This window comes from Streptococcus sp. HMSC070B10 (genome assembly GCF_001808665.1).
Taxonomy (GTDB): domain Bacteria; phylum Bacillota; class Bacilli; order Lactobacillales; family Streptococcaceae; genus Streptococcus.
In genome coordinates this window covers 1,577-18,959 of record NZ_KV794215.1, presented here as the reverse complement: position 1 = coordinate 18,959, position 17,383 = coordinate 1,577, and the positions used below count along the sequence as shown (strand labels likewise).

Sequence of the window (17,383 nt, the reverse complement as noted above, 5' to 3'; positions counted from 1 at the left end):
TATTTTCAACTCTTACTATTATACAGACTTTTTCAGACTTGTCAACTACTTTTTCTGTTTTTTTCAAATTAAGTAAAAAGAGCCAGAATTATACTGACTCTTCTATTGATTATTAAACTTAGAAGCACGTTCTTCTCCCCACCAATAGGGCATTAGTTCTGCAACTTTAACCGTCTTTCTTGTATCGTAGTCCATCATGACTTCTGCGTCCTTATTTTCAGCGTTCAACTCTAAGAGGAACTCTCTGCAAGCGCCACAAGGCATACCCGAACTTCCACCATAAGGTGGTTGCTCTCGAAAGGCTAAGACTTTTTTAACCTTAGTTTGTCCCGAAAATTGGTACATATTGAAGAGTGCTGCCCGCTCTGCGCAGAGATGGAAAACACCACAGGTTCCCTCCATACAGAATCCTGTAAATATTTGTCCATCTTCTGCTTCTACTGCGGCAACGACATGATTCGCATAAACAAAATCAGATACTTCATGTGGATTATACAATTTCTGTGCTTCTTCGTACATCTTTTCCCAGATATCCATTGTTGCATCCTTCTTATTTAGAGATTTCTTTTAGCATGTTTTCGATATGCTGGATTGATTTTTCACGGCCTAACAAGAAGATAGTATCTGGCAATTCTGGTCCATGCATTTCACCTGAAACTGCGATGCGAATTGGCATGAAGAGATTTTTCCCTTTGATACCTGTTTCTTTTTGAACAGCTTTGATTTGTGGGAAGATATTTTCTGTTACAAATTCATCATTTGTCATCGCCTCAAGTTTTTCTTTGAAGGCTTCAAGAACTGTTGGGACTGTTTCCCCCGCCATGACTTCGCGCTCTGCTTCTGTCAATTCTGGGAAATCTGAGAAGAAAAGATCTGTCAATGGGATAATCTCATCTACTGATTTCATTTGTGGTTTATAGAGCTCAACTAATTTTTCAGCCTTGTCAGTTAAACGGCCTGCTTCCTCTAAGAATGGTTTTGCCATTTCAAAGATAGTTTCTAGGTCTGCATTCTTGATATAATCATTGCTCATCCAGTCGAGTTTTTTCTGGTCAAAGGCTGCTGGTGACTTGCTGAGGCGGTTTTCATCGAAAAGTTTAATGAGTTCTTCACGAGAGAAGATTTCATCTTCGCCACCTGGGTTCCAACCAAGAAGAGCTATAAAGTTAAAGACTGCTTCTGGAAGGTAACCTTTCTTTCGGTAGTCTTCGATAAATTGAAGTGTATTAGTATCACGTTTAGATAACTTCTTACCAGTCTCAGAGTTGATAATCAAGGTCATGTGACCAAACTCTGGAGCTTCCCAACCAAGTGCTTCATAAACCATGAGCTGTTTTGGTGTATTAGCAATGTGGTCGTCTCCACGGATAACATGAGAGATTTGCATATCGTGGTCATCGATAACAACGGCAAAGTTGTAAGTTGGGTAACCATCTTTCTTTTGGATAACCCAGTCACCACCGATATTGCCACCTTCAAATTCGATATCACCTTTGACCATATCATGCCACTTGTAGATACCTGACTCATTGACAGCCAAGCGAACAGTGGGGATAATTCCTGCTGCTTCGCGTTCTGCGATGTAAGCTGCTTTTTCTTCTTCACTCATACCAAGGTATTCATTGATGTAGCGTGGTGTTTCACCAGCTGCTTCTTGGCGTTCGCGTTCAGTTGCCAACTCTTCTTCTGTAACGTAAGATTTATAGGCTTTTCCTTCAGCTAACAGTTGGTCGATGTATTTTTGATACAAGTCCAAACGCTCAGACTGGCGGTAATTTTCATGTGTTTCTGGGCTTTCATCCCAATCCATACCTAACCAGCGAAGGTTTTCAAGCTGTGAACGTTCACCATCCTCGACATGACGTTTACGGTCAGTATCTTCGATACGAATGATAAAAGTTCCACCATGATGACGTGCGTAAAGGTAGTTGAACAATGCTGTACGGGCATTCCCGATGTGTAGTAGTCCTGTTGGACTTGGTGCGTAACGTACGCGGATATCTTTTGACATAGTTTCTCCTATAAAGTCTCTAGGCGTCTGCCTTTTTGCTCTCTATATTATATCACAAGTCTTGGCTGAGTCCAATTTCTATGAATAAAGAGAGTAAAAAGAGTGGACAAACCACTCTTTTCTTCTATTATAGACGTGCGTTAAGTTCTTTACTCAATTCTTCAAATCCTGGTTTTCCAAGAAGGGCGAACATGTTACGTTTGTAAGCTTCAACACCTGGTTGGTCAAATGGGTTGATAGCATTCAAGTAACCTGAAAGGGCGATAGCCAATTCGAAGAAGTAGATTGTGTAACCAAGAGTGAAAGCGTCTTGCTCTGGAAGAGTCACGTACATGTTTGGTACATCACCATCTGTGTGGGCAAGAAGAACACCATCAGTCGCTTTTTTGTTTACAAAGTCAACGTCTTTTCCTTGAAGGTAACCAAGTCCATCAAGGTCTTCTTCCAAGCTAGGGATAATCACATTTTTACGAGGTTTGTCAACACGGACAACTGTTTCAAACATGATACGAGTTCCTTCTTGGATAAATTGACCAAGTGAGTGCAAGTCAGTTGAGAAATTGGCTGAAGTTGGGTAGATACCTTTTTGGTCTTTTCCTTCTGATTCACCAGCCAATTGTTTCCACCACTCTGAAAAGTATTGAAGTGATGGCTCATAGTTTACCAAGATCTCAGTTGCATAACCTTTACGGTAAAGGATGTTACGAACTGCTGCGTATTGGTAAGCTTCGTTTTCAGAGATTTTATCTGAAGTATAGTCTTTGCGAGCTGCATTCGCACCTTCCATAAGGGCTTTGATGTCAGCACCTGATGCTGCGATTGGAAGCAAACCAACGGCTGTCAATACTGAGAAGCGTCCACCGATATCATCTGGAACAACAAATGTTTCCCAACCGTTAGCATCTGCTTCAACCTTAACAGCACCTTTTTGGCGGTCAGTTGTTGCATAGATACGTTTGTTTGCTTCTTCTTGACCGTATTTCTTAACCAAGAGTTCTTTGAAGACACGGAAAGCGATAGCTGGTTCAGTTGTTGTACCTGATTTAGAAATTACATTTACTGAGAAGTCTTTATCAGCTACGTACTCTACCAAGTCAGCAAGATAAGTAGATGAGATTGAGTTTCCTGCGTAAAGGATTTGTGGAGCTTTGCGCTCTTCTTTTGTTTGCAAGTTTGCAAAGTGATGGTTCAAGAAGTCGATTGCTGCTTTAGCACCAAGGTAAGATCCACCGATACCGATAACAACCAAAACATCGCTGTCTGACTTGATTTGCTCAGCAGCTTTCAAGATGCGGTCAAATTCTTCGCGGTCGTAGTTTTCAGGAAGGTCCAACCATCCCAAAAAGTCGCTACCAGCACCAGTTCCTTTACGGATCAATTCATCTGCTGCTGTTACTTGTGATTGCATGTATTCCACTTCATGTGGTGCAACAAATTTGTCTAAAACTTTTGAATAATCAAATTTAATATGTGACATGTTATTCCTCCAATATTTCTTCTTTTCTATCATAACGCTTACCTTCGTTTTTTTCAAGTTTTTTGTCGAATTTCTCCAATTTTTATCAGAATTCAAACGTTTGCGTAAAAATCCCACATTCCAAAAATTTTGAAAAAATAAAAGAAAGAACGACTAGATGTTCCAGTCGTTACAGTTCATTCAATAAATACTCAAATAATTCTAAATTACCATCTTCTTCATTAACCAGAAACTCTGGATGCCACTGCAAACCAATAATGCGGTGCTCATCGATAGACTCAATCGCTTCGATGGTCTGGTCTCTTGGGTCAATAGCAGTTACACGGAAATTAGGTGCCAAATCTTTAATGCTTTGACGATGGACGGAGTTGACCTGACTCTCTTTTCCAAATAGCTTAGCCACCACGCTTCCTTCTACTGTCTCAATAGAGTGAGACGTTCCGAAAGGTAGTCCTTGCCAGTGACCTTCAATTTCTTGATTGAGGGTTCCGCCAAAGGCAACATTGACAAGTTGTACACCGCGACAGATTGCCATAATTGGTTTATTCTGACGAAGCGCTTCTTTCAAGAGAGACAGTTCAAATTCGTCACGGACCAGATTGTAATCATCGCTCTCGATGGTCTTTTTCTCTCCATAAAACTGAGGATGGACATTTTGACCGCCTGTCAAAATAAGCTTATCAATCATTTCTACATAATCGCGTACAACTGACTCATCACCAACAGGAATGACTAAAGGGAGACCACCGACTTGACGAATGCTCTCTGCGAATCTACAAGATACAGATGAATGAATGTTTTTGCCTTCTGCGTCTACGGGACATAGATTTGCAGCAACTCCTACAACCGTTCTAGCCATGATGCCTCTCCTTTCGAATGTTAACGATAGTCCTATCATATCACTCAAAACGCCTTTAGTCTAATATGTTTTTTTAAAGGCCGTGATAAATATTTTTTATGGACAAGAAAAAGCTGCCCAAGGGGACAACTTTTTTCTTATTCAAAAACAAATTGATTGTGATAGAGTTCTGAGTAGAAGCCACCTAGTTTCAAGAGTTCATGGTGGTTACCGCGTTCAATGACTTCTCCATCTTTAAGGACAATAATCTGATCAGCATTGAGGATGGTCTTCAAGCGATGGGCAATGACAAAACTGGTTCTACCTGCTACAACTGCCTCCATGGCATGCTGAATCTTGCTTTCTGTCACCGTATCTACGTTTGAAGTTGCTTCATCGAGAATGAGAACTTCTGGATCTGTCATCAGGGTTCGAGCGATAGAAATCAATTGCTTTTGTCCTGTTGAGAAGATGCTCTGGTCATCATCTATAAGAGTATCGTACTTATCAGGCAAGCTTTCGATGTAGTCGTGAATGTGGGTTGCCTTGGCTGCTGCCTCAACCATTTCTTGACTAGCATCTGGCACACCGAAACGGATATTGTCTCGAATCGTTCCGCTAAATAAGACCGAATCTTGCAAGACAATCCCCACCTTACTTCTGAGACTATCCAAGTCATAGTCACGAATGTCTTTGCCATCAAAATAGATTCCACCAGCATCAACATCATAAAAGCGATTGATGAGGTTCATAATAGTCGTTTTCCCTGACCCTGTCGGCCCAACAACCGCTGTCATCTGGCCTTTCGGAGCGGAAATGCTGACATCTTTCAAAATAGGTTTATCAGGCAAGTATGAAAAATCAATATGACTGATTTCAACACCTTCTTGCAACTTAGTAAAGATTGGAGCCTTTTCAGGTCGGATTTCTTCCTCTGAGTCAAACATTTCCTGAATCCGTTCAGCCCCAGTAAAGGCTAACTGAAGGCTTCCCCAACTAGCTGCAACTTGGATAATAGGCTGGTAGTACTGCTGTGAAAATTGGGCAAACATAACAATCAGACCTAGGGCTGTACTAGTTTCAATAGACTTATCATTCAAAAGTACAGCTGAACCAGCAAAGATGACGATGGCTGTGTTAACCAAGCTCATCCCATTCATAACAGGGAAAAGAATTCCTGAGAACATTCTTCCTTTAAAGGTTGCCCTGCGTACGCGCTCATTTTGTTCAAGAAATCCTGCCATCATATCCTCTTGAATTCCTTGCACAATCACGGCTTTTTGGCCTGAGATACTCTCATCCATATAGGCGTTGAGCTTCCCTACCTCTTTCTGCTGGAGGTTGGTGTATTTGCGTGCCATTTTTACGATGAAAATCAGCATGAGGAAGGCCAGTGGTGTGCTTGCTATGGTGATGAGGGCCAGCGTCACATTTCTCGAAAACATGACAAGAATCAGACCGATATATAAAACAATATTGCTCATGACCTGAATCAAACTTTCGTTAAAGGCTTGAAGGATATTATCCAAATCACTGGTAAAACGAGACAAGATATCGCCATCTTGTCGGCGGTCAAAGAAAGAAACCGCTAACCGAGCAAGCTTACCAAAGAGACCTTTGCGCATCTCGTTTGTCGACTCTGCAATCACGCGCGTCATAAGACACATGTATATGACACTGGAGATAAAGAGAACCAAAACCAGCAGGCCAAGATTGACCATGATTCCTGATAGACTTTGCCAAACAAGTTCTGGATTGCCATCTTGATAAGCTTGAACTAAATTAGCTAGCTGCGTCACTGCTTGTCCAGAAAAGACCGGAAAGAGGGCTTGGGCAAGAGTTGCTAAAACAATCATCAGGATGACAACTACAAATGATAGCTTATAGACTTTAAAATAATTCCAAAAAAATTGAACCGTCTTCATTTTACTCCTCCTTTCCTTTCTGTGTTTCGTAGATTTCACGGTAAACAGCATTGTTGGCAACCAAGTCTGCATGCGTACCTTGACCAATCAATCGTCCTTGATCCAGTACCAAGATCTTGTCTGCATGGACAACCGAGCTAATCTTTTGCGCGATGATAATGGTTGTCGTCCCCTTCAAGTCCTTATTCAAGGCTTCTTGCACTAGGCGCTCTGACTTGGCATCCAAGGCCGAGGTCGAATCGTCAAAAATCAGAATACGTGGATTGCTGACAATCCCACGCGCAATCGACATCCTTTGCTTTTGTCCACCAGAGAAATTGGTTCCCCGTTCCTCAACTGGACTTTCAAAGGTTTTCTCCATACGATGAATGAATTCACTAGCCTGAGCAATATTGGCTGCTCGCTCCATTTCAAATAGAGTAGCATCTCCCTTACCCTGTCTCAAGTTATCTGCAATCGTTCCACTAAAGAGAATGGCACGTTGGAGAACGATAGAGACAGCTTTACGCAGGGTCCCTTCACTCACTTCTCGAATATCCTTACCTCCGATTTTAATAGAGCCTTCTTGCGGATCAAAGAGACGTGGAATCAATTGAGCCAAGGTTGACTTCCCTGCACCAGTCGCTCCAACTACACCAACCATTTGACCAGGTTCGATAGTAAAGGTCACATCTTTCAGCATCGGTTCCTTGTCCATTGGATAGGTAAAGGTTACATTTTCAAAGCTAAGACTTCCGACCAACTCTTCATCTGGCACATCCTTGAAGATCATGGCTGGCTCTGCGTCAAGAATTTCTCGAATACGACGCATAGAAATCATGGCACGACTGACAGAATTTCCCAAAAATCCAACCATAACAATGGTAAAGATAATCTGGCTTAGGTAATTGACAAAGGAAGCAATGGAGCCAACAACTGACGGATCCGACTGAACCATCCCTGCAACTAGCCAAATAGAGAGGAATACCGCCCCATAACCGACCAACATCATAAAGGGTTCCACTACTGAAAAGGCATAACCAATGTAAAGATTTTGACCGAGTAGCTCGTCTGAAACCTCCGTAAACTTAGCAAACTGCTCTTTTTCTTGGACAAAGGACTTGACCACACGAACGCCACGCAGATTTTCCTTGGCAATAGCATTGATGCGTTCAAGAAGGGTTTGAAACTTGGCAAAACGAGGCCCCATCATACCCATCATGACAGCAGTCAAACCAAAAATTAAGATCACCATGAGAACAATCACCCACCACAGAGAAGGTAGGGTTTGAACCGCCAAGATAAACGAACCGATGAACAAGAGGGGAAGTCTGAAAAGAATTTGGAAGGTCATCATGACCACGTTCTGAATCTGGTTGATATCATTTGTCATGCGAACGACTAGATTTCCCGCATTAAATTGTTCAATATTGGCATAAGAAAAGGTTTGGATTTTACGGAAGGCATCCTCTCGAAGATCGGATGAAACTCCTTGGGCAATATAGGCTGCTAGGACAACATTAAGACCACCAGCAACTAGACCGACCAAGGCCACACCAATCAACCAAGCCCCTATACTATAAATGGCTTCATATTTCCCAGCAAGGAGGGCGTCTAACACTTCCTGCAGATAACGCGGTTGCAAAAGTGAACTAGCAACCATCAAGCCTGTCATCAGGAGCGAAGCCAAGGCCTGCCACTTGTAGGTTTTTATTTTCTGAATCAGCATACTTTCTCCTTAAAAAATAGACAAAAGGGAGCGACAATGCGTCAGCTCCTTCTCATTCTGTTTGTGTGATGTTATTCTAGCAAAAAAGTGGGAACTTGTCAAAGAAGTCTCCTTGATACAAATTAGTGCGCTTTCATCTACAGTAATGCATGATAAAGGTTTTTATGGTAAAATAGTAAAAAGAAGGTTATAAAGGAGGGGAATATGGAAAAACAAACCATCGCCGTCTTGGGGCCTGGTTCTTGGGGAACTGCCCTTTCACAAGTCTTAAATGACAATGGACACGAGGTACGTATTTGGGGAAACATTCCCGAGCAAATCAATGAAATTAATACCTATCATACTAACAAACACTACTTTAAAGATGTCGTTCTAGATGAAAATATCATTGCCTACACCGACTTAGCAGAGGCACTGAAAGATGTAGATGCGATTTTGTTTGTTGTCCCAACAAAAGTGACACGACTTGTTGCCCAACAAGTTGCAAAAACCTTGGACCATAAGGCTATCATCATGCACGCATCAAAGGGATTAGAACCTGATAGCCATAAACGATTATCAACTATCCTTGAAGAAGAAATTCCTGAACATCTCCGCAGTGATATTGTCGTTGTTTCAGGACCTAGTCATGCAGAAGAAACCATTGTGCGTGACCTAACTTTAATCACTGCTGCTTCTAAAGATTTACAAACCGCTCAATACGTTCAAGAACTCTTTAGTAATCACTACTTCCGACTTTATACCAATACGGATGTTATCGGGGTCGAAACCGCTGGTGCTCTTAAAAACATTATCGCTGTCGGTGCTGGAGCCTTACATGGTTTAGGATTTGGTGACAACGCTAAGGCAGCCATCATCGCTCGAGGCTTGGCAGAAATTACCCGCCTAGGGGTAGCACTCGGTGCCAATCCATTGACCTATAGCGGCTTATCTGGTGTGGGAGATTTGATTGTAACGGGAACATCCATCCACTCTCGTAACTGGAGAGCTGGAGATGCTCTTGGTCGTGGAGAATCTCTAGCTGATATCGAAGCCAATATGGGCATGGTAATCGAAGGAATCTCAACGACTCGAGCAGCCTATGAACTAGCGCAAGAACTTGGAGTCTATATGCCCATTACACAGGCTATTTACCAAGTTATCTACCACGGAACCAATATCAAAGATGCCATTTATGACATCATGAACAATGAATTTAAAGCAGAAAATGAGTGGTCTTAACCCTCTAGAGAAAGGATTCTTATGACATCAAAAGTTAGAAAGGCAGTCATCCCTGCCGCTGGACTTGGGACTCGATTTTTACCAGCAACCAAAGCACTTGCTAAAGAAATGTTGCCAATTGTAGACAAACCAACTATCCAATTTATCGTAGAAGAAGCTCTTAAATCAGGTATTGAAGATATTCTGGTTGTCACTGGTAAATCAAAACGTTCTATTGAAGACCACTTTGACTCAAACTTTGAGCTTGAGTACAACCTCAAAGAAAAAGGCAAACATGACTTACTAAAATTGGTAGACGAAACAACTGGCATTCGCCTTCACTTTATCCGTCAAAGCCATCCTCGTGGTCTTGGCGATGCTGTCTTACAAGCAAAAGCTTTTGTAGGGAATGAGCCCTTCGTTGTCATGCTTGGTGACGACCTAATGGATATCACAGATGACCATGCTGTACCTTTGACAAAACAATTGATGAACGATTACGAGACGACTCACGCATCAACAATTGCTGTTATGCCTGTCCCTCATGAAGAAGTTTCAGCATATGGAGTTATCGCTCCTCAGGGTGAAGGGATTAATGGTCTCTACAGTGTCGAAACTTTCGTTGAAAAACCAGCTCCAGAGGATGCTCCAAGTGATTTAGCAATTATCGGGCGCTATCTGCTCACACCAGAAATTTTTGAGATCCTCGAAAATCAAGCTCCCGGTGCTGGAAATGAAATCCAGCTTACCGACGCTATTGATACACTTAATAAAACACAACGTGTTTTCGCCCGTGAATTTACAGGAGCTCGTTACGACGTTGGGGATAAGTTTGGCTTTATGAAAACATCTATTGACTATGCCCTCAAGCACCCACAAGTCAAAGATGACTTGAAAGATTACCTCATCCAATTGGGAAAAGAATTATCTGAGGGGGAATAGAAGAATATTCTATATAAAAAAAGAACTAGGATAGTTAATTATCCCAGTTCTTTTATTTTGTATTGCCATCATCCCGAACATATAAACCAACAAAAGGAAATCGTATTTCTCAGTTAACCCACTTACAAGCTCCATCGAATTGAACTCAAATTTTATGAAAGCGCTACGATATTATTTGTTTTTTTATAAAAATAGGAGTACAATGAGTTAGTATAATAAAATAAAAAGCACCGAATCGGTGCGCACTTTTTCAAGTTGTGTACGGACAAAGCCTTATTTTAACTTTGCTGTGTTGTTTCGAATGGTTCCAAAATAATAAATAATTTTAAATTTGACTTAACTATTGGAGTAGTCATGGTTAAATTAAATCAACCGAGTCGAACATAAGTTGTTTAATTTTGTGGAAGCTATTAATAAGAATATAATAAGGGAGAAAGATAGGTGTAATTTTAATTTTAAAGTAATTGCGGACACTATCAAAGTAAAAGATTATGGAAAACAAATTTGTAGAATTTATCAAAAATAATAAAAAAGTAATCATTTCATCAGTTGCAGTTGGTGTTGTATTGGTATTAGGGTTTGGATGGTATTCATATTACCAACATCAAGCAGAGCAACAAGCAAAAATTGTACAATTAGAAAAAGATAGCAAATCAGACAAAGAACAAGTTGATAAACTATTTGAATCATTTGATGCATCTTCAGATGAATCTATTTCTAAGTTGAAAGAATTATCTGAAACTTCACTTAAAACCGATACAGGTAAAGACTATCTTAATAACAAAGTCAAAGAATCATCTAAAGCCATTGTAGATTTTCATTTGCAAAAAGGTTTTGCTTATGACATCAAAGATTCAGATGACAAATTTAAAGATAAAACAACCTTAGAAAATAATGTAAAAGAAATCAATAAACAAATTGATTTTATCAAGAAAGTTGATGAAACATTCAAACAAGATAATCTTGAAGAAACTACAAAATCTCTTACTGATATTGTAGATAAATTCAATAAGCAAATCGAAGCTTTGAAGAAAGAAGAAGAACAAAAAGCAGCTGAAAAAGCTAAAGAAGAAGAGAAGAAACAATCAGAAGCTAAATCACAAGAATCTTCTGGTGGATCAAGCAATTCAAGCAGTTCAAGTTCTAACTCATCTTCTGATTCTGGATCAAATGGTGGCGGAAGCAATTATGAAGCCCCAGCTACCGAACAATATTCATCTGGCAACAGCAATAGCGGCGGAGGAAATGATGGCTATACAAGATATTGGAGCATTGATGCCGGAGGCAATCGAAGCAACTTTCAAGCAAATCACAGTAATGGTGATGTTCGTGACGACAATGGAAACCACCTTGGAAACTACGGTGGAGGAATTGCTGATTTTAGACAACGTTAATAACTATTTTAGAGCTGTGTTGTTTCGAATGGTTCCAAAACACATTAAAAGCTACTCATTTTTTAAGTAGCTTTTTTCTTATTCAAGTTTACATATTATACTCTTCGAAAATCTCTTCAAACCACATCAGCGTCGCCTTACCGTACTCAAGTACAGCTTGCGGCTAGCTTCCTAGTTTGCTTTTTGATTTTCATTGAGTATTAGTCGTCACAAACCCCATTCCCTTGTAAAGAAGCAAGACTGCGAGTCCTACGAATAACACTACCGCTCCTAACCTCTGGCTGGTACTATACATCCGTCTTTCTCCTCGAACTGGAAAGATAACTGCTAAAAAGGCCCCTCCTACTGCACCGCCAACATGACCAGCTAGGCTAATTCCTGGAATCAGAACACTTCCAATAATGTTAACCACAAAAAGTGTCAGATAAGATTGCCCTAGCTGTTGGATATAAGGATTGCGCGTAGCATAGCGAAGAATGATAATCGCGGCAAAAAGACCATAGAGAGAGGTAGAAGCTCCTGCTGCTAAGGATTTGGGACTAAACTCAAAAACAAAGAGATTTCCCATCATTCCTGATAAGAGATAGAGAAAGAAAAACTGCTTGGATCCGAAAATCTCCTCTACCTGCCTTCCAAGATAATAAAGCAAAAGCATATTAACAATGAAATGTTCCCACCCAATATGGACAAAAATGGCAGAGAATAGACGCCAAACTTGCTCAGGAAAGAGGCGAATAGCAGGCCCGTACATGGCTCCAAATCGAAATAAGGTATCTGCCCTATCAAAGTTTCCACCTGTGGTCACCAACATTAGTAGAAATACCAAGGTCGTCACTAATAGGAAGAAACTCGTCACAGGATAACGTCTGTCAAAGATTTCCTTCATCAACCAAAACCTCCTGAACAGGAATATCATGATTTTCAGGCATGAATTGCTGAACTTGACAAGGATAGATTGTACTCATACTATGACCAGTAAAATGTTCAAGATAGCGGTCGTAATAGCCTCCGCCATAGCCAATCCGATAGCCCTCTGTCGTAAAAGCCAGACCAGGAACATGAATCAAATCAATCTGAGAGGCATCCACTACTTCCAAATTTCCCTGTGGTTCCAGTAAGCCAAAAGAAGTTTTGACCAGTTGTTGCGGATGATAGACTACAAAGTCCATGCGCCCCTTGGGATAGGTTTTTGGTATTAGAATCTTCTTGCCATCCCTCAGCGCCTGCTCAATCAGTTCATGCGTTTGAAACTCATGAGGAAAAGAGAGATAGGTTGCGATTGTATTTGCTTCTTGGTAGAAGGGGTATTGTAAAAGTCCTTCTGTCAAAGCTTGATCCATAGCCTGTTTTTGCTCTCGAGGGATAGCCTTCATTTCTTGCAAGACTTGCTTGCGTAATTCCGATTTCATAGACAAGCCCTCTACTCTGTTGCCTTCTTTTTCAGGAAACTAGAGACCGTATCCACCCCAATTGCTAGAGCCTCTTCCTTAGGAGTCATCTGAGGGTGATGAAGGGCGTAGGGACTATCAATACCCAGCCAAAACATAACGCCATCTACCTTTGAAAGGAGATAACCAAAGTCCTCGCCTGTCATAGCAGGTTCGATATCAATCAACTCAATTCCGTCTTTTTCTTCAAAGAAATCCATCAGTTCACGCGCCAAGGCTGGATGGTTCTCAACAGGCAGGTAACCACCTTGTTTGAGTTCCACTTCGACTTCCATATCAAAGGCAGCTGCAACTCCTTCTGCAACTGTTTTGACCCGCTTTTGCACCAATAGACTCATGTCCTGTGTCAAAGCCCGAATAGTTCCATGTAAAAAGGCTGTGTCTGTGATGATATTGTTGGTTGTTCCAGCTTGGAAAAGACCAAAGGTCACCACTGCTCCCTCGATTGGGTTGACATTGCGGCTGACAACTGACTGCACCTGGGTCACAAAGTAACTAGCGGCCACCAAGGCGTCATTGGCTTCATGTGGAAAGGCTGCGTGCCCACCTTTGCCTTTGAAACGGATCTTCACCTCACAAGTCCCTGCAAAGAGTGTATGAGTATTAGTCGCAATCTGACCGACTTTCAGATCTGGTCGAACATGGAGACCATAAAACTGGTCTGGTAACCAGTCCCCAAAAGCACCATCTTCATACATGAGCATGCCACCAGCTTCATTCTCCTCAGCGGGCTGAAATAGGAAAAGCAGATTATTCTTGGGTTGTTCCTCAAGGGCGCGCTCGAGGCAGCCCAAAGCAATAGTCATGTGGAAATCATGGCCGCAAGCATGCATACGACCTTGGTGTTGAGAAGTGAAAGGAAGTCCTGTTTGTTCGACGATAGGCAGGCCATCAATATCCGTCCGCCAACCAATAGTACGCTCTGGCTGACTTCCCTGCAAATAAACCAAAATACCTGTCCGCCAAGTTCGAACTTGGGCAAAATCCTTGCCCGCAGTCAATTTCTCAATCACATACAGCAGATAAGCCTGAGTCTTGAACTCCTCCAAGCCAATCTCTGGAATCTGGTGCAAATCTCGTCTAGTCTGAATCAAATCTAACATCTATCTATCCTCCGATATAGCAGAAAGAGGCTGGAAGAAGGGTTCCGCCTCTATTTTTCTTTTACAATTACAAGGTACGAAGCGCATCCTCTAACGCTGTTTTTTGTTGAGTTTGGGCATCAATCTCTTTGATAATGCGAGCTGGAACACCTGCTACTACCACGTTTTCTGGGACATCTTGGGTAACAATAGCTCCTGCTGCGACAACTGAACCACTACCGATTTGGACCCCTTCGATAACCACTGCGTTGGCACCGATGAGAACATTGTCTCCAACACGGACTGGTTCTGCGCTCGCTGGCTCAATCACACCTGCAAGAACCGCACCTGCACCAACGTGACTGTTTTTCCCAACGATAGCACGGCCACCAAGGATAGCCCCCATATCAATCATAGTTCCTGCACCAATTTCAGCACCGATATTGATAACCGCTCCCATCATGATAACAGCATTGTCACCAATTTCAACCTGGTCACGGATAATAGCACCCGGCTCAATACGAGCATTGATAGCACGTTTGTCTAGCAAAGGAACTGCAGAATTACGAGCATCTTGCTCAACAACATAGTCTTGATTTTCTACCAAACCATCGAGAAGCGGAGCCACGTCCTTCCAGTCTCCAAATAGGACATTTCCTAGTTTAACAACAGATCCAGGTACAGCAGTTGCAAGTTCTCCCTCAAAGGTTACTTTGACACTGGTTTTCTTTTCAGCATTGGCGATAAATTGGATAATTTCTTGTGCGTTCATTTTTGTAGCAGTCATAGGCGCCTCCTAGTTCATTTTAATGATACCTATTCTACCAAAAAAGGCCTCAAATTTGAAGCCTTTTTGTTTGTTTTTAGGTATGATTTTTAGGGATGTGAGATAAAACGTGCTGTCGGTAAAAGCAAGCCCCTACCGATACAACCTAAAAACACTCTTCACAACTATCTCCCCGTGTTTTATTGACTATTCTAGTATAGAACACTTTTAGAATTAAGAAAAGACTTTTTATTTACTTTCTTTCGCTTCTTCTATCGATAGGAAAATCATGGGTAAAATAATCAGGGCCATAGCTAGAAGAAGAGACCAATCCACCACCAATCCTAAAAACAAAACACTCAAGAGAGCAGAGGAGAGAGGTTCACTGGCACTAATGACAGAAACCACCAAGGGAGAAACCAAGGACACTGCCTTCATGGAAATGAAAAAAGCAAAAGCCGTTCCAAAGAAAGCGATAATAAGACAAATCAAGATACTCCAAATATCAAGAGTAAAGGAAAGCTGGTACACTGGCGAGAGGACATTGCTAAATAAACCGGCCAAAATCATCCCCCACCCAACCGTGGGTACAAAACCATAGCGTTTCGCAAAAGGCTGGGGCAAGATAACATTAAACATAACACCCATTGCACTCAGCAAACCCGTTATAAGAGCTAGTGGCGTCATGGATAACTGAGAAAGATCGCCTTTTGTCGCCATCAAGCCAACACCCAGCATGGCAACCAAAACATAGAAAATAGCACTTTTTGACGCTCGTTTTTGATAAACCAAGCGATTGTAAAAGAGGATAAAAACTGGACTAATAAACTGTAAAATAGTCGCTGTCGCTGCATTAGAATATTCTACACAGAGATAGAAAAAATACTGGACTGAGAAAATTCCCAAAATAGCATAGGCTAGAAAGGGCAGGTAATTTTTCTTGTCTCGCCAGATATCTAGCACTTGTGACTTTAATTGCATTGCAGACCAAATGAGCACAAGACTCCCTGCCAATGTCAAACGCATAGAGGTAATCCAGCCAGAGGACACCTGATAATGAGTAAAGAAATACTCTCCTAGAATCCCGCAAATTCCCCAGATTAAGCCTGATAGGAGCGAATAAATGGTTCCTTTAACAATCTTTTTCTGATACTGATTCATACCTTTATTGTAACACGAAAGGAAAAAAGAAAAAAGTGGCAATAGAAAAGTCCCATAAGATTTATAATGAAAAGTTACCAAACAACTCATTAGAAAGAATCATATGGAACAACTACATTTTATTATAAAACTACTCAATATTAAAGATCCTAATATCCAAATTATGGATGCTATCAATAAGGGTAACTTCCACTTTTACTAGCGGTGGAACTTAGTTTGGGAATTTAGCTGTTGTTAATAGGGATACCCATAAAGAAATCATCGCTAAACCGGATTATGAGACTCCATCTTGTCCTTATTGTGGGAAGTCAAATGAAGAAATATGACTTTCAAAAACCGTCTAAGATTCCTTACCTTGAAACGACTGGTATGGCTACTAGAATTCTGCTTAGCAAGCGTCGATTCAAGTGCTATCACTGTTCAAAAACGATGGTAGCTGAGACTTCTATCGTCAAGAGGAATCACCAAATTCCTCGTATCATCAACCAAAAGATTGCTCAAAAGCTGATTGAAAAGACTTCTATGACCGATATTTCACATCAGCTAGCCATTTCAACTTCAACTGTCATTCGCAAGCTCAATGACTTTCACTTTGAGTATAACTTTAGCCATTTGCTTGAAATTATGTCCTGGAACGTTGAAACAGTCAGATGAGTGACTGTTTCAATCGGTAGATGAAGATGAGGTGCATTGCGCAAGATTTTGATAATCTCAGTATCATAGCTGTTCTTGAGGGTAGAACACAAACTGTCATCCGAAATAAATTTCTTCGCTGCCATAGAGCTGTTCGCTGTCAGGTAAAAATCATTACTATGGATCTGTTTAGTCCTTACTATGACTTAGCTAGACAACTTTTTCCCTGTGCTAAAATCATTCTTGATCGCTTTCACATTGTCCAACATCTCAGCCGTGCTATGAGTCGTGTCCGTGTTCAAATCATGAATCAATTCAATCGAAAATCCCATGAATACAAGGCCATCAAACGCTACTGGAAACTCTTCCAGCAGGATAGTCGAAAACTCAGTGATAAGCGATTTTATCGCCCTACTTTTCGCATGCACTTGACGAATAAAGAGATTCTAGATAAACTTTTAAGCTATTCAGAAGACTTGAAACACCACTATAATCTCTATCAGCTCTTACTTTTTCACTTTCAGAACAAGGAGCCAGACAAATTTTTCGGACTCATTGAGGACAATCTAAAACAGGTTCATCCTCTCTTTCAGATTGTCTTTAAGACATTTCTCAAGGATAAAGACAAGATTAACAACGCCCTTCAATTACCTTATTCCAACTCAAAATTGGAAGCCACTAATAATCTCATCAAACTTATCAAACGAAATGCATTTGGATTTCGGAACTTTGAAAACTTCAAAAAACGGATTTTTATCGCCCTAAACATCAAAAAAGAAAGGACGAAATTTGTCCTTT

14 protein-coding genes and 1 pseudogene are annotated in these 17,383 nt (G+C 41.1%); 4 read left to right on the top strand and 11 right to left on the bottom strand.

The window, feature by feature from the left end; all coding sequences use genetic code 11:
- Positions 1 to 102: 102 nt before the first annotated feature.
- The 6 genes from HMPREF2613_RS09455 to patA all read right to left on the bottom strand — a co-directional run bounded on the left by HMPREF2613_RS09455 (position 103) and on the right by patA (position 7,959).
- On the bottom strand, positions 103 to 537 hold the full coding sequence (locus HMPREF2613_RS09455) for a cytidine deaminase family protein (protein WP_000355915.1): 435 nt from the start codon (positions 535 to 537) through the stop codon (positions 103 to 105).
- A 13-nt stretch (positions 538 to 550) separates the two neighbouring features.
- Positions 551 to 2,011, bottom strand: coding sequence for a glutamate--tRNA ligase (gltX, locus tag HMPREF2613_RS09450; RefSeq protein ID WP_070480126.1), 1,461 nt, complete (start codon positions 2,009 to 2,011; stop codon positions 551 to 553).
- A 127-nt stretch (positions 2,012 to 2,138) separates the two neighbouring features.
- On the bottom strand, positions 2,139 to 3,488 hold the full coding sequence (locus HMPREF2613_RS09445) for a glucose-6-phosphate isomerase (RefSeq protein WP_000018268.1): 1,350 nt from the start codon (positions 3,486 to 3,488) through the stop codon (positions 2,139 to 2,141).
- 169 nt (positions 3,489 to 3,657) lie between these two features.
- Positions 3,658 to 4,347, bottom strand: a complete 690-nt coding sequence (locus HMPREF2613_RS09435) for a gamma-glutamyl-gamma-aminobutyrate hydrolase family protein (protein ID WP_070480125.1) — start codon at positions 4,345 to 4,347, stop codon at positions 3,658 to 3,660.
- A 137-nt stretch (positions 4,348 to 4,484) separates the two neighbouring features.
- A complete protein-coding gene (gene patB, locus HMPREF2613_RS09430; protein ID WP_070480124.1) occupies positions 4,485 to 6,251 on the bottom strand; it encodes a multidrug efflux ABC transporter subunit PatB in 1,767 nt (588 codons plus the stop codon).
- 1 nt (position 6,252) lies between these two features.
- The gene (gene patA / locus HMPREF2613_RS09425) at positions 6,253 to 7,959 is read right to left on the bottom strand and encodes a multidrug efflux ABC transporter subunit PatA (protein WP_070480123.1); all 1,707 of its coding nucleotides are present in this window, start codon (positions 7,957 to 7,959) and stop codon (positions 6,253 to 6,255) included.
- A gap of 204 nt (positions 7,960 to 8,163) precedes the next feature.
- On the opposite strand from patA, the gene HMPREF2613_RS09420 reads away from it, so the two are divergent.
- The 3 genes from HMPREF2613_RS09420 to HMPREF2613_RS09410 all read left to right on the top strand — a co-directional run bounded on the left by HMPREF2613_RS09420 (position 8,164) and on the right by HMPREF2613_RS09410 (position 11,495).
- The gene (locus HMPREF2613_RS09420; protein WP_070480122.1) at positions 8,164 to 9,180 is read left to right on the top strand and encodes an NAD(P)H-dependent glycerol-3-phosphate dehydrogenase; all 1,017 of its coding nucleotides are present in this window, start codon (positions 8,164 to 8,166) and stop codon (positions 9,178 to 9,180) included.
- 21 nt (positions 9,181 to 9,201) lie between these two features.
- A complete protein-coding gene (gene galU / locus HMPREF2613_RS09415; RefSeq protein ID WP_070480121.1) occupies positions 9,202 to 10,101 on the top strand; it encodes a UTP--glucose-1-phosphate uridylyltransferase GalU in 900 nt (299 codons plus the stop codon).
- A gap of 491 nt (positions 10,102 to 10,592) precedes the next feature.
- A complete protein-coding gene (locus tag HMPREF2613_RS09410) occupies positions 10,593 to 11,495 on the top strand; it encodes a hypothetical protein (protein ID WP_070480120.1) in 903 nt (300 codons plus the stop codon).
- Positions 11,496 to 11,685: 190 nt separating this feature from the next.
- On the opposite strand, the gene HMPREF2613_RS09405 is transcribed toward HMPREF2613_RS09410, so the two are convergent.
- From HMPREF2613_RS09405 to HMPREF2613_RS09385, 5 genes are all read right to left on the bottom strand, one after another.
- On the bottom strand, positions 11,686 to 12,381 hold the full coding sequence (locus HMPREF2613_RS09405) for a rhomboid family protein (RefSeq protein ID WP_070480119.1): 696 nt from the start codon (positions 12,379 to 12,381) through the stop codon (positions 11,686 to 11,688).
- The gene (locus HMPREF2613_RS09400; protein ID WP_070480118.1) at positions 12,365 to 12,904 is read right to left on the bottom strand and encodes a 5-formyltetrahydrofolate cyclo-ligase; all 540 of its coding nucleotides are present in this window, start codon (positions 12,902 to 12,904) and stop codon (positions 12,365 to 12,367) included. Before HMPREF2613_RS09400 ends, HMPREF2613_RS09405 begins: the two co-directional genes overlap by 17 nt.
- 11 nt (positions 12,905 to 12,915) lie before the next feature.
- Complete coding sequence (locus HMPREF2613_RS09395; RefSeq protein WP_070480117.1) at positions 12,916 to 14,046, bottom strand: N-acetyldiaminopimelate deacetylase; 1,131 nt, start codon at positions 14,044 to 14,046, stop codon at positions 12,916 to 12,918.
- A gap of 67 nt (positions 14,047 to 14,113) precedes the next feature.
- Complete coding sequence (dapD, locus tag HMPREF2613_RS09390; RefSeq protein ID WP_049511636.1) at positions 14,114 to 14,812, bottom strand: 2,3,4,5-tetrahydropyridine-2,6-dicarboxylate N-acetyltransferase; 699 nt, start codon at positions 14,810 to 14,812, stop codon at positions 14,114 to 14,116.
- Between the two features lie 228 nt (positions 14,813 to 15,040).
- Positions 15,041 to 15,952 (bottom strand): DMT family transporter, encoded by a 912-nt coding sequence (locus HMPREF2613_RS09385; RefSeq protein ID WP_070480116.1) that lies wholly within the window; start codon positions 15,950 to 15,952, stop codon positions 15,041 to 15,043.
- Positions 15,953 to 16,055: 103 nt separating this feature from the next.
- Between HMPREF2613_RS09385 and HMPREF2613_RS11360 the strand changes: the two are divergent.
- Positions 16,056 to 17,383: pseudogene (locus HMPREF2613_RS11360) on the top strand (ISL3 family transposase); the annotation flags it as partial.